The organism is Bacillus sp. 5RYD7K (assembly GCF_059831465.1).
The window spans coordinates 2,649,492-2,664,944 of record NZ_CP191200.1 but is presented as its reverse complement, the minus strand read 5'-3'; the positions used below and the strand labels follow the sequence as shown (position 1 = coordinate 2,664,944).

Below are 15,453 nucleotides of genomic sequence, written 5' to 3'. Positions count from 1 at the left end.
CTATTTTGCGGTGTTTTCTTCTAAAGCCTTCTCTTCGGCGCGAATTCTCACAGTGAGCATGCATGCATTCAAGATTGAAAAGAGAAACAATGTCCAGTACGCTCCGTATAACAGCGGCAGCAAGATAAATTCTAAAATGACGACCGCATAGTTCGGGTGCTTCATCCACCTGTACGGCCCTTTTTTGACAAGCTCCGCATCCGGCACGACAAGAATTTTCGTATTCCAATATTGCCCTAATGATAAAAGCGCCCAATACCTGATCCCCTGCACAAAGAAAATGATACATATAATAGCGGCCCACCTTGGAGAAGGCGCTTTATGGAATGCCGCCACCTCGGCTGTAAGAGAGACAAAAAAGAGCACGTGCATCAAGACGAGAAAGGGATAATGCCCTTCTCCGTATTCGACGGCGCCTTGCTTTTTCACTTTCCGCTCATTGCGCCGGGCTACGATCATCTCCGCAATCCGCTGGACGGCAAGCAGCATGATAAACAGCCAAAACATTAAGATGCCCCCTTTTCCCAGCTGAACAGCAAAAGCTCAGACGAAAATCCCGGCCCGAGAGCGCCGATCAGCCCTTTTTCGTTTTCTTTCTGCATCCCGTGCAGCAGCTGCTCTTTTATGACATGAAAAATAGTTGCGGAAGACATATTCCCGTGTTTTTGCAGCACCTTCTGAGATGCAGCAAGCTGTCCGGTGTTCATTGAAAGACTCGTTAAATAGGCGTCAATGACCTTTTTCCCGCCGGGATGGGCAAGAAAGGTTTTAATGTCGTGAGACAGGATTCCCTGTTCTTGTAAAAATACATCAACATTGTCTTTCAGCCAATGCGAAACAAGGGTGGGAATATCTCTTGAAAAAATGACTTGAAACCCGCTGTCGGTGAATTCCCAGCCCATCACATCTTCTGCATCGGGCATCATCACCGATTGAGTCGCGAATATCCGCGGAACGAGCGGCTGTTTGACGTCTTTTCGGTTCGCCTTCTCCCCTCCGATCAGCACGGCGGCAATTCCGTCCGCAAACAGGGAGGTTCCGATTAAGTTGCTTTTTGACTTGTCCTCCGGCTGAAATGTTAAGCTGCAAAGCTCAGCCGCGATGACAAGCACGTAAGCTTCGGGATAGGCGCGGCAATATTCGTACGCCCTGGACAGGCCGGCCGCTCCGCCTGCGCATCCTAGTCCCCAGATCGGAATCCGTTTTGTTTTTGGAGAAAACGGAAGCTGATTCATCACTTTCGCTTCAATGCTCGGTGTCGAAAGCCCGGTGCTGGAAATAAAAAAGATCGCATCCACTTTTTCATATGGAATCGGGTTTGTTAAACATCGGGGGTTTGTCAAACAATCAACCGCCGCATCCACACTGTGCTTAACGGTTTCTTCCGTATACAGCCGGTTTTTTTCTGAAAAACCCCGTGCCGTTTTATACCATTCAATCGGCCGGACAAACTGTCTTGATTCAATTTCGCCGTTTTGAAAAGCTTTTAACAGCCGGTCAATATCCTTAAATGAATTGGCAAACATCCCTCTCGCAAAATCCGCCGCCGTTTCTTGCGAGACATGATATTCCGGAATGCTGGTTCCGACCGATAACACATATGCCATGCCCATCACCTCTTCACATAAAGGTTTCCGCTTTTTTCCTGAATGTATGCATAAGTTTGAATCGAGGATTTCACTGACATGCCATTTTAATTTAAAATTGGCCCTTTTGAATGATAAGCCGTTCGACTATACTTGACCCATTCATAAAAAAAGGTTGTGATTGGGAATGCTGACACCTGTCATTCTTAAAGGGGCGCTCGTTCAGTTAGAGCCGCTGGCGATTGATCACTCTCAGGCACTTTGCGAAGCAGCTTCAGAAAATAGGACGACTTATGCTTACACCCATGTTCCTGACGGCATCGAAGAAACAAAGCGTTATATTGAGCGTGCGCTTTCCGATTATGAAAAAGGAATTGCATTGCCTTTTGCAGTACGGAGCCTTGAAACCGACCGAATCGTCGGAAGCACGAGGTTTATGGATGTGGAGGTGTTTACGCGGCCGGCGGAGGCAGTTCCGGAAGTGTGTGAGATCGGCAGCACATGGTATGCCTCTTCCGTACAGCGGACCGGTGTCAATACGGAGTGTAAACTTTTGATGCTGACCCATGCGTTTGACGTGTGGCAGGCTGTCAGGGTGACGCTGAAAACCGACGTTCGCAATCAGCGCTCACGGACTGCGATTTTGAGGATCGGTGCCCAATTTGAAGGAATCCGCCGCGCGCATGTTCGGGCTGTCGACGGCGGCCTCAGAGATACCGCCTACTACTCCATCCTTCGGGAGGAATGGCCTTATATCCGGCAAAACCTTTCTGACCGGCTCGGAGCATATAACTGAAAAACCTGCCGATATACGGCAGGTTTTTTACATATTCGGATCATAGACGTATAAATTGAGATCGATCCGTCCGTCTGACGTGACCTCTACCCCCTCAGCCTCAAGGGACAGCTTCTGTACAGAAAACAGCTCTTCATCTTTCAATCCGATTTCACCCTTCGCATTGATGACCCTGTGCCAAGGGAGACGATGCTTTTTACTCATGGAGTGAAGAATCCTCACAACCTGCCTCGCTCCCCGCGGACTTCCCGCAAGATTGGCAATTTGCCCATACGTCATCACTTTTCCTTCAGGTATCTGTTTGATAATGGCTAACGCCCGTTCCGTAAATGTCATGCAACCCCTCATTTCGCAAGAGCAGATGATTTTTGAGAAATCAGCCACTTCCTGATCTTATTTTTATAGATGATAATTGCTTCATCATCATACTTATTTCATCTCTGCGTTTAAATAAATTATCTGTTTGTTCACAAAAAATTAACAAAGATAGGCATGTACATATTTAACATAATATGTAATAATACAATTGTATCAAAAAAAGAAAAGGAGTGTTTGCAATGAAAATGAAAAAAGCTTTAGCCGGCTCAGCCCTATCACTCGCTTTACTCTGTTCTGCCGCCCCTGCTTTTGCCGCAGGTCCTGCTGATACACCTTCTGCAGATAGTAAAACGAAGGAAGTATCTGCTTTGGCGACGTTCATACTTAATGGTTCTGGCCCTGATTATCCTACTTCAATTTACCGGAATGGAATCACCTATTATTTAGACAACATCACCTTCCATGGTGCTGATGGGACTTGGACAGCCGTCTATAAAAGTTGACGGACAGAAAGCTTGGCTTAAATAACAAATAAATATAATCAGTATATTACCTTTTCGATGAAAAAATAATTGATTGCCAGTATTCTATTTTTCAACCAGATATTATTTTTTTCAATCCTATTTTAAAGGGAGTGTCAAAAGTGAAATTAAAAAAAGTATTGACAGGTTCTGCATTATCTGTAGCTCTACTTGTATCAGCGTCTCCTGCTTTTGCAACTGCTGCTCCGGCTGCCAGCACAACCAATGAAACAAAGGCGTTAAGAACATGTGTGGCAGATCAATTTGGTCCATGGTTTTCCCGAAATGAAGTTCCAAACATCTATTTTGACGGCGTTAATAACTGGTATCTAAAAGGAGTTTCTTCCTGGAACGGGGTCTGGTATGGGAATTATGAGCGCTGTTACTAATATATATGCGGGGGCTCTGCCCCTTCTTCCAGTTTCACTTTTCATTGCCTTTTATAAAAGATCAAACATATTAATATCCCTGTGCTATTTTCATTTCACCCCATGATAATTATTGGTTTTCCTTTTATCGAGGATTAATCCGGAATCTTCAATCATTTCTTGGGCGCTTGAGTTCCCCAGCTACTGTTAAGGATCACCCTATATCTTGATATATGCTGACGTGAACAAAGGATATGGAATGTTTTCCCTTCCTCCTTAGACTGTTCAATTATCAAACCCTCTTTTGCTCGAGTTGAGCGCTGCCTTTTTTGTGTGTGCACCCTTTTTTCGTTCCCAACCATGTCGCTTTTCCCACACTCCCTTTTAAAATTCCGGAAGAACCTCGTCTGCACAAGATAAGTTCCCCGATCAGGAAAACACCTAAAATGAATAAAATTAAATGTAAGGGTAATAATTCTTCGTGAGCAAGTACCCCATAAAACCTCTTACTTGCTCTTTTATTTTTGATAAAACACAATCCAGGGTGATAACATGAAATTTGCTTGGGAAGAATTAATTATAATTGCATTCGGAATGATTTTACTGAGAATTTCAGGGAGAAAATCCATTGCACAAATGACCATCGCACAGACAATGGTGATGATTTCAATCGGTACGATTATCGTTCATCCCATTTTAGAAACTAGTTTATTGAAAACATTAATCGCTGCGTCTATCCTTTTTAGTGCTTTGATTTTGATGGAATGGTTTCAAGTAAAAGTAAACTGGATTGAATTTTTTTTAACCGGAAAATCTAAATTCGTTATAGAAGACGGCCAACTCAATATAAAAAACTTAAAGAAGCTGAGACTGACAGCCGATCAACTCGAAATGCGTTTAAGGCTTCTTGGCATTTCAAATATAAACACAATTAAATATGCCACTTTAGAAGCTAATGGACAATTAGGCTACGAATTAAAAGATGACTGTAAGCCTTTAACCATCAAAGATCTTAAAAATGTGATCGACCCAAAATTCCTTAACAATGAGCCTCCATCTCCAACAGAGGATCAAGCCAATATATTTGAGGAAATCAAAAGACACCAAACTCAGCACAAGCCAAAAAAGCTTGAATGATTCGCTGATTAGTAAAACCTTTGGTTATTCAAAACCGAAGCCGAATCAGACCGTTAACCGCCGATCATTTTTTACCGAAACCGGTTACAAGAAACAAAAAAAGCATCTGAAGCAGATGCCTTTTTTCAATCGATATTGCGACGATGAAAAGAGTCGGTAATCCCTGTATTTTCCGACGAGGTCCTTGTATGCGCCTGAATATGCTTTTCAGCCGCATATCCCTACCGCCGGCCTTAGCCATAATGTTAATCAGTTTGTTTTTATAAAATCATTGATTAATTGATCAGTCGTTAATATTGTGGCAAATTCATCATGCAATGTAGCCAGAGATATATTGTGAATAGCTGCCGCATCATAATATGTACCATTTTGGTCTCTCATACCGAAGGCTGCTGTTGCATCTGAAATGAGGTATGTATCAAATCCTAGGTTCCCGCTCATCCTTGCAGTTGTTGAAACACAGTGAGGCGTAGTCAAACCAGTTATTACGACAGTTGTTATACCATTTGATGTTAAGAACTCTTCCAGATTAGTACCAATAAAGCTGCTGTTTACTTTCTTCGTTATGATGACTTCTTCATCCATAGGCTTAACGATTTCCTTTATCGCAACTCCCTCACTTTTCGGATAAAATAAAGAACCGGGTTTATCAGAAATGTGTTGGATGTATATGACTGTCCATCCTTTTTCTCTCCATAATTTCAGTATTTTGCTGATATTTTCTTCTGCCTTTACGTTATTTCGTTCTCCCCATTTTTTATCATCAAAAGCTTTTTGTACATCCACAATGATTAAAGCTTTTTTCGTCTCTTCCAAAAGATAACCCCCCACATTGAAAATTCGTATTTATTATAACATTTTAAATAAAGATTTTACTTTTGTACAATTGGTTCAGTGTTAAATTTCATATCGCACCTTCCCCGTTGGAAAAGCATTGAAATATCTAAAGCATGCACTCACTCAAACGCTGCAGATCACCAGAGGCCAGCAATATTCAACTCTTTTTCTCTATATAGTTATCAATATCCTGAAAAAAGTCCCAATATTGAATGAAAGAATTGCTCCTATCGCCATCCACTCCCCTAACTAAATTCACACTCACAAAATATTAACAATAAATCCCTTGGTTATTTTTGTATTATGTGTAATAATACAAGTGTATTAAAAAATAAAGGAGTGTTTAAAATGAAATTGAAAAAAGTTTTAACTGGTTCTGCCTTGTCTCTCGCTTTACTCGTTTCTGCCGCCCCTGCTTTTGCATCTAGCCCTGGCAATACAAATAGCGACTCAACACAAACAAAATTTTCGACACAAGCCACCAAAGATTCTTTTACAATTGATTACCTTCACAGATGGGATATCCCAAATACAACTGTTAAGAATGGTGTTACGTATTACCTTAAGAAAGTAGAGATAATCGAAGGGTTCTATCGTGCAACTTTTGAAGGATGGATCAATTAAAAGAAGGGGCTTTCCCTTCTTCTTCTTTTGTAAGGATTCGGGCACAAGACATTCCCCTCAGTGCCCATCCTGCAGTTAAAATTTCAGGCATCAGGCATTTCATTGCATGGTCTAAACCGAGTTTCGTGTCATCACAGTCCGAAAATGGTATTCGTTTATGATATAACCCCTCCATTCTCCTTTTTTCTATTACATTTGGTCATATGTTCACTTACATACAGTTTCGGATAGTTTTCAGCGAAGTAAGGCGAATCCCGCATCGCTCAATTTGTTTCTATTTCAAACAATAAAAATAATAAAATGAAAGAGGATGCCTCACAAAAAGTTCAGCAAACTTTCGGAAGCATCCTCGATCTCGGGATTACATAAAGAAATGTTATTAATTTTTTTTTTAAGAAAAACGGGTGACTAACCCTCTTGAACCCTTGTCACATCAAGGGTTTTTTTCGTTTTAGGAATCATATTATAAATAAGTTGTTCACTTACCGTACACTTTCATAACTTGTTATTTCCCTTTAAATTCACGCTTTTGAGCACTTCTTAAGCAGAAACAAATTCACGCATTTTCATCCTTGGATGTGATTTTTGTTATTTTTGTGTTATTTTTTTCGAAATATAAATCATTAATCATCATACGGCCGGTACTTCTTCCGACCAGCTTCCAGTTCTTTTTTTTGTGCCTCAACATGGCTCAGAAGAAATAAACTCACTGTTCCTACTTTCTTAATCGGATTCAATTTCCCAGAGCTCACAAGAGCACTCAAACGCTGCCTCGTGACACCGAGCAATTCTCCGGTTTCCGCTGCAGTCAGTACTTCTTTTTGAATAAACTGTATCTTTTCATTTTCTGTCATGTCTGTTCTCTCTCCAAATTAGAATAAAACCTTTTAGTATGGTGACGATCGCAGCCATATATAAGATGACACCTGCAATCTTTCCCAATGTTCCAGCTGTTTCAAAATCAATTGCAACAATACCCACTAATATAATAAACAACGTCGTCATATCTAATGTATTGTAGTGCTTTAAATATTTTTTCATATCATCGTGGACGTGATATAATGTAGGAGCAAGGGGATTACTCCCCTTGTCTTACTATGTTTTAGCGCTTCTTGCTTGTCCGGCGGGAGCGCTTTTTTCTGTTCTTCTCTCGCTTCTCGCTTTCCTTTTGCCAAATATCATAAATATTTTTGACAATGGTTACGATTCCAGCGATGATAAGAACTATGTTTCTGATCTCGTCCACTTTAGCACCTCCTTTCGATACTTTTATTATACCAAACCTATTTACAATCGTCAATAGATATACATGAAATAATCTCCTTTAATGAAAATTTTTTATTCATATCTCCTCAAAATAAAAATATAGATAAACATCCTCAATTCCTTTAAAATGGAATCATCGTTTAAATCTAGGAGGAAGTTATGTCTTTATTTTATTCACTATTTGCAGCCCTAATGATAGTTGGAATATTCATAGGGTTGTGTCTGCTTGTTTTAAAGTCTACTAGAAAATTTGGAATTCAACTTACGATTGGATGTTTGTCAATCCTGCTTCTAATGTCTCTTGCAAACAGATTCATTTTTAAATTTGGAGATGAACATGAAGCAGCTATAACTCCACAAACATTTCATAAAATTAAAGAAGGCATGACTTATGAGGAAGTTAAGAAAATAGTTGGCGGGAAAGCTAGATCAGAAAGCAATTTATATGCAGGTTCTAAAGAATACGTTTATTCAGGGAAAGATGGGTTAGAAAGTGGATCAACAGTTACTCTGGAATTTGACGATGATGAATTAAATTTTATATCTGAAACAGGCTTAATTAGTAAGCGAGAAGATGAACAGAATGAAGATAAGGATACGACTACTGTTATAGAAAATGAAACAGCAGAAGATCAAATCAATGATTTAGTTGAAAACAATTTAAAAAACGTCTCTGTCGATAAAATTGAATTGAATCAAGATATGAGTAAAAATAAAGAAAAGCAATACATAGCATTAGTTCATTTGTCATTTAATCTGAAAAATACTCCCGAAAGAGCAAAAAAAATAACGCAGACGTATAGCGAAGATCTAGCTGCTCGAATAGGCGACAAAGTAAAAAGTGTTGACCAACTGATCATATTTTGGAAAATTCCCTACTTAAATGACAATGCCGTCCTCGCAAAAAATTCATATGTAAGATCTGGAAGTCATTTCATTATTGCCGATCAAGCATACCAACCACCTTTGCAATAAAATAAACTAAAGATATGTGTTTTCAATGATCAACCTTAAAGAGTCTCATACAACAAACAGCCCCTTCATCTGATAGAAGGAGCTGTTTTTTTATTCATCCAACAAGGCAAACCATGCTTTCTGATAAACTTTTTGGCCAAACCCTTTAAATATAGACTTCGTGCTCTTAGACAAACGTTTTCTTGTCTTTTCTTCAGACATGATTTTTATTACCCTGTCTGCCAATTCATTTTGGGTTTTAACTAGATAACCATTTTTCTCGTTCTGTATCATATCTTTAGGGCCGTATTTAATATCATATGACGTTACCGGTGTACCTGCAGCTAAGCTTTCAAGAATGGATAGTCCAAATCCTTCAGATTTTGAAGTGAGTATTGAACAAGCTGCTTTTTGATAAACCTCAATTTTTTTGTCTGTGAACCCTTTTAATTCAATATTTTTCGTTAAGTTTAATTTTTCAATTAGTTCTTGAAAGTATGTTTCATGCTCGCCCACGCCATAAATTTCATATTTCGCATCTGGAATAACATCAACTACTTTTTTGAATGCCTTTATAGCTTCCTCTAGACCCTTTTCTTTATGATAGCGGGACAAAGTTACTGCTAGATGCGGATTAACCTTAGAATTATCCTTCTCAGTGTCAGGTTTACTTATTCCATGTGGAATAACGCGATAATTCAACCGCTCTCCAAACTCGTTTGAAAAGTCATTTTTTTGTTCCTCAGTCAAAAACACAATCTGATCGAATTTATCAGGATTCTTGAATAAAGCATTATATTGTTGACTTAATTCAAATTCACCCTTCTCATTTAAATCGTAATGATTAGTGTGCAACACAACAACTTTTCTCACATCAGATAATCTTTTATCCAATAATAAACTGAAATTTTTAGGGTTGTCAGACATGATGATTGGTGATTCAATCTCTTTTGTTCGATTAGCTATCCAATATGCCGCCAGGTCTTCGAGGTTCTTAAATTCTAAAGGCTCGGGATAGAAAAGATTGCAGCGGAATATCTCTTCATCTTTAGGCTTTAACCATGTTGTGAGATAACATTTCCCATCCTTTCCGAAATAACGGTCTAACTTTGGTTTGTTGCTGAACAAATCCATTTGGCGTTCACGTACTAAATAACCATCCTCGTTATATTCTTCTCTGCGAAGCCTGTGTCTAGCTTCATTCATGTAATCAATATATGCAAGCCGTCCGTTGTTATCGAACTTTTTGTACTTTACATACAGACCATCTTTGAAGTAACGAAAAGCATTGTTTGCTTTAAAAACGATGAAGCCTTCTTCTTCTTTATTCGGATTCCCTTTTATACGATGATCTTCTTTACTGTTCTTAGAAGGATCTAGATCATTGAATAAATTATAAACCTTCACTCTTTCATCGAGTTCATTGGCATTATAAAGATTTTGAATGATACTTTTATGATTCTTTTGAAAAAGAATGGTTAGAAATTGAGTTTCTTTATACTCTGAAACGAGTGTATTCGCTCTATGTATTGTTGCTTTGGTCATACCGCCTCTTTTTGCATTTAAGGAATTAAACAAAAAAACAGGACTAATGAGAGACATATTTTATCCCCTTTTCATATTTTTTCACTAGATTATATTACTATAAATGAAATTTTAATGAAATAGTCATATAAAAAGAGAATAATACTTTTTATTTCAATTAATTCACAAGAGAAAAATAATTTTTACCATTCTATAAAATTCCATGGTATAATTATCCTCATCAAAAGGGGGATTATAATGAAAGAAATACTATACTTAGATACTGAGCTAATGAACTCAAATTTAGCACAACTTGATCAAGGGCTTACTACAGACATTTCACATCATAGTGATTCTCAAAAAACTGAAAGTGATGGTTCTAATTATTCAAATCGTAAAAATGCCGAACTCGGAGCTAGACTAGGCATCGTTTCATTAAATGTGAATGGAAAATTAGGTGCTGATGCACAAGAAGGCTTTCATGAAGGGCGGTCTTTTTTAGAAGGAGAAAAAGACATTCTTAATAAATCTTTTCACGATTATTCTTTATCATTATTAATGGATAAGTTGACTGAGGAGGGCTTACTGAAAGAAACAGATTCTGATTTAAAAGAGGGCGACTTTTTTATAATTGAATCTGAATTGAGATTAAATGATTTTTCACTAATTAAGAGGTTTTGCAATCCCGAAAAAACAGAAAATCTATTATTAGCAGAAATCGCTGATTCTCCAATGACATATAAAGATGCAAAGAAACTCACAAATAAAACTAACCCCAATGCTAAAGATCGTGAGTTAATGGGTATAGCTGAAACAATTGTAACTATACATGATTCCGTTAAACCAACACTGTTGATATTAAAACAACTACACGCATTTAGTGATTATTTATCTGATATATTCGATGATCATTCATTTATTAAAGTAGGGAATAATGCAGGGGTAATTAAAAATTCCAGTTTACGGGAATCTACAACTTCCCTTTCGTTAAGATCAGAAAACAATAGGAAAGTTAAATTACTTGGACGCTTCACTTCAAAGAAACAAAGGGTGTTTAATGGTTTTAATCTTGAAGAATTAAAACCAGATGAATTCTATAAAATGCCAAATTTATTCCTTGATGTTGCATTAGGATCAATGCAACTTATTAACGAAGGCGATAACATTGTTAGTCCAATCGCCATTTATTTTGAATAATTATTAAATAAATCTCTTCTTTTTTTTCTTATTTTATCGAACTCTTCAAATTTGTTGTCTAAATTATTACTTCGAGCTTCCATACGTATCCTATTATTTTTTTGTGTTTTATCGAACTGGTCATTTAAATGATTAATCTGATCAACTGCTTGTTTTATTATGTTACGACCAAATTTGAACATTTTTTTCACCTCAGTTTTAAAATATCATATCATAAACCATTTTATGCATACAAAATTATAATGTGAAAAAGCTCCTTTCATTCAGGAGCTTTTTTTCATTTCAATAAGGCTTTAAGTTTCGCCTTTGTATCTGGTCCGTAAATGCCGTCTTGACGAAGCCCATACATTGACTGGAAACGTTTCACTGCATTCGCCGTCTTCGGTCCATACGCACCATCAATACCAAAATTTTTTGCGTTTTTATCCGGATAATAATGAAGAGTCGCTAACGCAGTCTGGATCTGTTTTACAGATTCCCCTCGGGTTAACGGGTTTGTGACTTTAAAAATACCCGCAGGCAGGCTGAATTTTGATTTTTGAGTGGTTTTAGGCTTTGAGGCTGTTACTTTCTTCTTGCCGCCGCTTTTCAGCTCATTATCGCTTTTGATATAGGAGACATTCACATATCCGTGGAATGTCTGGCCTTTTGAATTGGTGTATTCAACATATCCCCATCCGTTGACAGTTGATCCAAGCTGATATTTTACAACCGTGCCATTCGGCAGGTTAAGCACCATGGAAGAAGAGGCGCTCCGTTGTGTACGTAAAACAAGGCCATCGCTTGAAACCACCGTATTTTTGATGAATCTTCCTGTATCTGTATGGGTAACATCTGGATTTGATACCGCAGGCACCGTTACAACCGCGCCGGCCATTCTCTTTTTAACACTGGTCTTAAAATCGGCAAACCCTTTAGAGTTGCTTACCCACGGCGCCGGGCAGATTTTATGTGTAATGTCGTAATGTCGAACAATGTCATTGATTGGATCGAGTTTATACATTTTGCACAGCTCGGCACAAACTTGTTCTGCACGAGCAATGGTATCCGGATGGAAAGTGCCGTTCTTTTCGATGCAAAGCTCCACGCCTATAGATAAGAAATTCGCATTAGGCTTCAGCGCCGCGACACCCCGGTATGGCTGCCCGTTGACGAATTGCTGAACGTCATTCGCATGATAGGCCACCTCATTCAACGGAATGATGCAAATAGCCTCTGTACGATCGACAAAGATATGGGCCGATGCAAACGTCTGTTTTTTCTCAGATAGATTTCTGTTCTGTGCGGGAAGCGTTTGACCAAAGTATCTATAATGATTGGCAGCAGGCGCACCGGGGTTTGCCGTGTAATGCACCACTAGTTTTTTCACGCCGTTGTTTTTGATTCCCGGCCGCGTCCATTTGTTAATATCAATATATTGGTTTCTGTATGCTGACATAAAAACCTCTCCTATTCTGTTTTTGAATTCAAAAAAGCAGCCGGATTAACCAGCTGCCTGATCGTCTTTTTCTTTTGTCTGATCGTTGTCGCTTTCAATTACGTGAAGCCGGTCAGTGATGACGGCCGGGATTTTAACGCCAATCTGCGCCAAATTCTCCGTAATGGACAGTCCTTCGTTTGCGATATAAAAAAGAACGGTTCCAAAGGTCAGGACGCCGTTCAAATTTGTTATCGTGTCAATAATGTTGGCGACGATGACCACCATAAAACTGAGCATCTTCCGCACATATCCAAACCATGCACTGCGGCTCCGGAGCTGCTTCATTTTCCATGCTTTTATAATGCCTGTGATAACATCCAAGATGCTTAGGATCAAAAGTAAATCAAGGTATTTCACCTCCCCGAATAGATATGTTCTTGCGATCTGTAAGCTTTCAACATTCAACATCACTTGTATTCCCTCCATTGTTAATCACCTCCTTCGAGGCAAAATAAAAACACCTCTGGGGTGTTTATTAGCTCCCTGTCCCGCCCACATCCACACTGATTGGCTGTTCTGTAGCGGGATAGGTTAAACCAGTGATTTGTTTATATTGCTCTTCAGTAATTCTGTTCAATTCAACAAAACGGGCAACATTCGCGTTTGTATAATAATTCCGGCCCCAGCCATAAATGGTCTTGATATTTGTAAACCAATCCATTATGCTTTTCCTCCCTCTGCCAACATAAGAAGCAAGTCAGCCAATATTTTTGACTGTTCCTCGGCTGCGCTTTGAGCTTCTGCCAACTGCTCCATAATGACAGCATTCTGCTGTTTTAAAATATCAACAGCCGTTGGTCCTTGAACATTTTCTGCGTGCTCTAATATAGAATTCTTTTCTTGTCGTGTAGCCGATTCTATCCATACCTGTTTGCTAGGATCGAATTTCGCCTTAAAAAATGAAGGTGGTTGAATTAGCGTGCAATTTTCAGGAATAATATAATTTCCTTGCTCATCTACTTCGCTAATAATAGAAGGTCCGATAAAAATAAAATCTTCTCCATACTTGTATGCTTGAATCATGTTGCAGTTCCTCCTGTTTGCAGCGGCACAGATACATCTATATAAAAACCATCTAATCTATTTGAATCAAGTGGCGTTGGATATTTAATCTTTAAGTCACCATCATCGTATACAATCAAATTTGCCGTTCCCCCTGTTCCACTTAGAGCAACCGAAACGACAGCCCCTCCTATCGGCGTGTACTCAACTGGTATTGACCCAAAAATAATTTCAGCATCTACCCTTACGTGACCTCTTAATAACAACAAAGAACCCGATTTTGCATATATTGGCGTGCGTGTCCCCACGGTAGCACCGTTTTTCAGCGTAATATTTTGCCACACAGGATTTTCAAAATCATTATTTGTAATGAGCCGTTTCCATCCTTTAAAAACACCGTTAGTATGAACCGTAGCATGCCATAAAGTGTTATCATAGCTACGCCAAGCTATGATGGACTTTCTCCCAGAATCGCCTTCGATAACATCATAGTTAAACCATGAGCTATCATTTACAACAGGATTGTTTTTAACTGATGTGCCATTCGCATAATAATAACCTGAACTTAACGCTAGAACGTCTGTCTCATTTACTAATTGTGTTCGTTTTCCGTCATCCTTTGTCAACTTCGTCATCTGGCCGCCATTCCACTTGTCTTTTTCAGTTTTTGTTACGTGAATGTCCGTTTTATCGGCATGAACATCGACTTTTGACTGCGCCCCTTCCACTGACTCAAACTCACGCCATGACGTCCAAGAATCCGAGTCTGAGATTTTATTACGCATAAACTTTCGGCGGCCTAACGACGTTGAGTCGCTGCTGCTATAGGACGTATATTCCTGATATGCATACGTTCCGTAGTTGTGGACGAACAGATACCCGTTATTATTCACGGGCGCATTTAATGCTGTCGTGACACTGCTCATATAGTATAAGCCTGTATCCGTTACCGTATTGAAATCAGCACCGCTTAGATACTTCGCCAGCCCATTATCTTCCGTTAATTTAAAGAGCTGTCCTGCATTCCATTTATCCTTTTCAACTTTTGATGTATGTCTTTCTCCGTTGTTATCGTGTTGTCGAAAAGCATAGTAATCAGCCTGTTTGATATTATCGACTTTATCAAGTCCAACTTGTGCCGCAGTAACCTTGTGCGGATTTGAAGTGTCAGAGGTGTGTTTGTCAAAATCCTCTTTCTTTGCTTGTACGTCATTTGTTACGGCAGATAGCCCTATCTGCGCTTTTGTTACTCCATGTGGGTTACTTTTATCCTTTGAATGCTTATCAAGATTCGCCTGAACAGCGTCAGCCTTTTCTTGCGAGCCCTTTTTCGTTTCAACAGCTTCGAGATCGGCAAATTTCTCCCGTAATTCCTCAACGGTTTGACTGATTTCTTCAACGGTTTGGTTTACCCCGTCTCTCAGCGTTTCAAAGTCGTCAATGTAGTAGTCAGCTGTCGGAACGATGTTCTGATCTTCTAACGTTTTAGCGATAGAAAAGGTAAAAAATGAAGTTACCAGGGATTGTCCGTTTGTATAATATAGTTTGATTTCAGCCTTAACGGTTCCGTAATGCTTCAGTTCCTCATCAGACAAAATGTATTCAGCTGTACCATTGACTTTGTCTATAAGCGTAAGACTCTTTTTATAAAATGATCCGTCAGCATATAGCAGAACGATTTTTGCATCCAATGCTGACAAAGGCAACGGTACGCCATCCTTCATAAAAGAAAAGGACAGCTTGGCGCTGCCCGTATCTTGTGTCATAAATTGTATGTTAGTGGTTCGGCCGTTTGACCGTCCGGCATTAATATCGAATGACACACTCCCCGTTTTATACATCT

Annotated in this window: 19 protein-coding genes; 7 read left to right on the top strand and 12 right to left on the bottom strand. The window is 39.1% G+C overall.

The annotated features are described in order from the left end of the window. Both ACQE26_RS13455 and ACQE26_RS13450 read right to left on the bottom strand, forming a co-directional pair. Positions 1–507: an isoprenylcysteine carboxyl methyltransferase family protein gene (locus ACQE26_RS13455; RefSeq protein ID WP_045926127.1), complete on the bottom strand. Its 507-nt coding sequence runs from the start codon at positions 505–507 to the stop codon at positions 1–3. After that, positions 507–1,607 (bottom strand): type III polyketide synthase, encoded by a 1,101-nt coding sequence (locus tag ACQE26_RS13450; protein WP_500469724.1) that lies wholly within the window; start codon positions 1,605–1,607, stop codon positions 507–509. The genes ACQE26_RS13455 and ACQE26_RS13450 overlap by 1 nt, the downstream gene beginning before the upstream one ends. A 166-nt stretch (positions 1,608–1,773) precedes the next feature. Between ACQE26_RS13450 and ACQE26_RS13445 the strand changes: the two genes are divergently transcribed. After that, entirely contained in the window at positions 1,774–2,382 is a 609-nt protein-coding gene (locus ACQE26_RS13445; protein ID WP_060962489.1) for a GNAT family N-acetyltransferase, read from the top strand. A 27-nt stretch (positions 2,383–2,409) separates the two neighbouring features. On the opposite strand, the gene ACQE26_RS13440 is transcribed toward ACQE26_RS13445, so the two are convergent. Further along, positions 2,410–2,718 carry an MGMT family protein gene (locus ACQE26_RS13440; RefSeq protein WP_500469722.1) on the bottom strand — a complete coding sequence of 103 codons (309 nt, stop codon included), beginning with the start codon at positions 2,716–2,718 and terminating at the stop codon, positions 2,410–2,412. A 221-nt stretch (positions 2,719–2,939) separates the two neighbouring features. Between ACQE26_RS13440 and ACQE26_RS13435 the strand changes: the two genes are divergently transcribed. The 3 genes from ACQE26_RS13435 to ACQE26_RS13425 all read left to right on the top strand — a co-directional run bounded on the left by ACQE26_RS13435 (position 2,940) and on the right by ACQE26_RS13425 (position 4,726). Continuing rightward, positions 2,940–3,203 carry a transcriptional regulator gene (locus ACQE26_RS13435; protein WP_500469720.1) on the top strand — a complete coding sequence of 88 codons (264 nt, stop codon included), beginning with the start codon at positions 2,940–2,942 and terminating at the stop codon, positions 3,201–3,203. Positions 3,204–3,343: 140 nt separating this feature from the next. Then, a complete protein-coding gene (locus ACQE26_RS13430; RefSeq protein WP_489202220.1) occupies positions 3,344–3,610 on the top strand; it encodes a hypothetical protein in 267 nt (88 codons plus the stop codon). A gap of 531 nt (positions 3,611–4,141) precedes the next feature. Then, positions 4,142–4,726 (top strand): DUF421 domain-containing protein, encoded by a 585-nt coding sequence (locus ACQE26_RS13425; RefSeq protein ID WP_500469718.1) that lies wholly within the window; start codon positions 4,142–4,144, stop codon positions 4,724–4,726. Positions 4,727–4,975: 249 nt separating this feature from the next. On the opposite strand, the gene ACQE26_RS13420 is transcribed toward ACQE26_RS13425, so the two are convergent. Next, entirely contained in the window at positions 4,976–5,542 is a 567-nt protein-coding gene (locus tag ACQE26_RS13420; RefSeq protein WP_500469716.1) for a cysteine hydrolase family protein, read from the bottom strand. 369 nt (positions 5,543–5,911) lie between these two features. Between ACQE26_RS13420 and ACQE26_RS13415 the strand changes: the two genes are divergently transcribed. Then, positions 5,912–6,187 (top strand): hypothetical protein, encoded by a 276-nt coding sequence (locus ACQE26_RS13415; protein ID WP_159354295.1) that lies wholly within the window; start codon positions 5,912–5,914, stop codon positions 6,185–6,187. A gap of 623 nt (positions 6,188–6,810) precedes the next feature. Here the strand turns inward: ACQE26_RS13415 and ACQE26_RS13410 are convergent. Both ACQE26_RS13410 and ACQE26_RS13405 read right to left on the bottom strand, forming a co-directional pair. After that, positions 6,811–7,041, bottom strand: coding sequence for a helix-turn-helix domain-containing protein (locus ACQE26_RS13410; protein ID WP_500469714.1), 231 nt, complete (start codon positions 7,039–7,041; stop codon positions 6,811–6,813). Between the two features lie 248 nt (positions 7,042–7,289). Beyond that, a complete protein-coding gene (locus ACQE26_RS13405; protein WP_162918044.1) occupies positions 7,290–7,433 on the bottom strand; it encodes a hypothetical protein in 144 nt (47 codons plus the stop codon). A 179-nt stretch (positions 7,434–7,612) separates the two neighbouring features. On the opposite strand from ACQE26_RS13405, the gene ACQE26_RS13400 reads away from it, so the two are divergent. Beyond that, positions 7,613–8,428 carry a hypothetical protein gene (locus ACQE26_RS13400; RefSeq protein ID WP_032863645.1) on the top strand — a complete coding sequence of 272 codons (816 nt, stop codon included), beginning with the start codon at positions 7,613–7,615 and terminating at the stop codon, positions 8,426–8,428. 90 nt (positions 8,429–8,518) lie between these two features. Here ACQE26_RS13400 and ACQE26_RS13395 read toward each other — a convergent pair whose 3' ends face one another. Further along, entirely contained in the window at positions 8,519–10,009 is a 1,491-nt protein-coding gene (locus ACQE26_RS13395) for a glycosyltransferase (protein WP_500469712.1), read from the bottom strand. Positions 10,010–10,189: 180 nt separating this feature from the next. On the opposite strand from ACQE26_RS13395, the gene ACQE26_RS13390 reads away from it, so the two are divergent. Beyond that, positions 10,190–11,128: a DUF6414 family protein gene (locus ACQE26_RS13390; protein ID WP_101311979.1), complete on the top strand. Its 939-nt coding sequence runs from the start codon at positions 10,190–10,192 to the stop codon at positions 11,126–11,128. 277 nt (positions 11,129–11,405) lie between these two features. Here the strand turns inward: ACQE26_RS13390 and ACQE26_RS13385 are convergent, their stop codons facing one another. The 5 genes from ACQE26_RS13385 to ACQE26_RS13365 are packed head-to-tail and all read right to left on the bottom strand — an operon-like array spanning position 11,406 to position 15,451. Continuing rightward, entirely contained in the window at positions 11,406–12,566 is a 1,161-nt protein-coding gene (locus ACQE26_RS13385) for an N-acetylmuramoyl-L-alanine amidase (RefSeq protein ID WP_500469710.1), read from the bottom strand. Positions 12,567–12,611: 45 nt separating this feature from the next. Beyond that, on the bottom strand, positions 12,612–13,034 hold the full coding sequence (locus tag ACQE26_RS13380) for a phage holin family protein (protein WP_025852561.1): 423 nt from the start codon (positions 13,032–13,034) through the stop codon (positions 12,612–12,614). Between the two features lie 49 nt (positions 13,035–13,083). Beyond that, complete coding sequence (locus ACQE26_RS13375; RefSeq protein WP_032863638.1) at positions 13,084–13,269, bottom strand: XkdX family protein; 186 nt, start codon at positions 13,267–13,269, stop codon at positions 13,084–13,086. Further along, positions 13,269–13,631: a YomQ N-terminal domain-containing protein gene (locus ACQE26_RS13370; protein WP_500469708.1), complete on the bottom strand. Its 363-nt coding sequence runs from the start codon at positions 13,629–13,631 to the stop codon at positions 13,269–13,271. The genes ACQE26_RS13375 and ACQE26_RS13370 overlap by 1 nt, the downstream gene beginning before the upstream one ends. After that, on the bottom strand, positions 13,628–15,451 hold the full coding sequence (locus ACQE26_RS13365; RefSeq protein WP_500469706.1) for an XkdV family phage structural protein: 1,824 nt from the start codon (positions 15,449–15,451) through the stop codon (positions 13,628–13,630). The genes ACQE26_RS13370 and ACQE26_RS13365 overlap by 4 nt, the downstream gene beginning before the upstream one ends. Between the last annotated feature and the right edge of the window lie 2 nt (positions 15,452–15,453).

Coding starts and splice junctions, on each gene's coding strand:
- ACQE26_RS13365 (WP_500469706.1), bottom strand. CDS start 15,451: ATGTATAAAACGGGGAGTGTGTCATTCGATATTAATGCCGGACGGTCA.
- ACQE26_RS13395 (WP_500469712.1), bottom strand. CDS start 10,009: ATGTCTCTCATTAGTCCTGTTTTTTTGTTTAATTCCTTAAATGCAAAA.
- ACQE26_RS13425 (WP_500469718.1), top strand. CDS start 4,142: ATGAAATTTGCTTGGGAAGAATTAATTATAATTGCATTCGGAATGATT.
- ACQE26_RS13390 (WP_101311979.1), top strand. CDS start 10,190: ATGAAAGAAATACTATACTTAGATACTGAGCTAATGAACTCAAATTTA.
- ACQE26_RS13445 (WP_060962489.1), top strand. CDS start 1,774: ATGCTGACACCTGTCATTCTTAAAGGGGCGCTCGTTCAGTTAGAGCCG.
- ACQE26_RS13410 (WP_500469714.1), bottom strand. CDS start 7,041: ATGACAGAAAATGAAAAGATACAGTTTATTCAAAAAGAAGTACTGACT.
- ACQE26_RS13435 (WP_500469720.1), top strand. CDS start 2,940: ATGAAAATGAAAAAAGCTTTAGCCGGCTCAGCCCTATCACTCGCTTTA.
- ACQE26_RS13370 (WP_500469708.1), bottom strand. CDS start 13,631: ATGATTCAAGCATACAAGTATGGAGAAGATTTTATTTTTATCGGACCT.
- ACQE26_RS13400 (WP_032863645.1), top strand. CDS start 7,613: ATGTCTTTATTTTATTCACTATTTGCAGCCCTAATGATAGTTGGAATA.
- ACQE26_RS13450 (WP_500469724.1), bottom strand. CDS start 1,607: ATGGCATATGTGTTATCGGTCGGAACCAGCATTCCGGAATATCATGTC.
- ACQE26_RS13440 (WP_500469722.1), bottom strand. CDS start 2,718: ATGACATTTACGGAACGGGCGTTAGCCATTATCAAACAGATACCTGAA.
- ACQE26_RS13455 (WP_045926127.1), bottom strand. CDS start 507: ATGTTTTGGCTGTTTATCATGCTGCTTGCCGTCCAGCGGATTGCGGAG.
- ACQE26_RS13415 (WP_159354295.1), top strand. CDS start 5,912: ATGAAATTGAAAAAAGTTTTAACTGGTTCTGCCTTGTCTCTCGCTTTA.
- ACQE26_RS13385 (WP_500469710.1), bottom strand. CDS start 12,566: ATGTCAGCATACAGAAACCAATATATTGATATTAACAAATGGACGCGG.
- ACQE26_RS13380 (WP_025852561.1), bottom strand. CDS start 13,034: ATGGAGGGAATACAAGTGATGTTGAATGTTGAAAGCTTACAGATCGCA.
- ACQE26_RS13375 (WP_032863638.1), bottom strand. CDS start 13,269: ATGGATTGGTTTACAAATATCAAGACCATTTATGGCTGGGGCCGGAAT.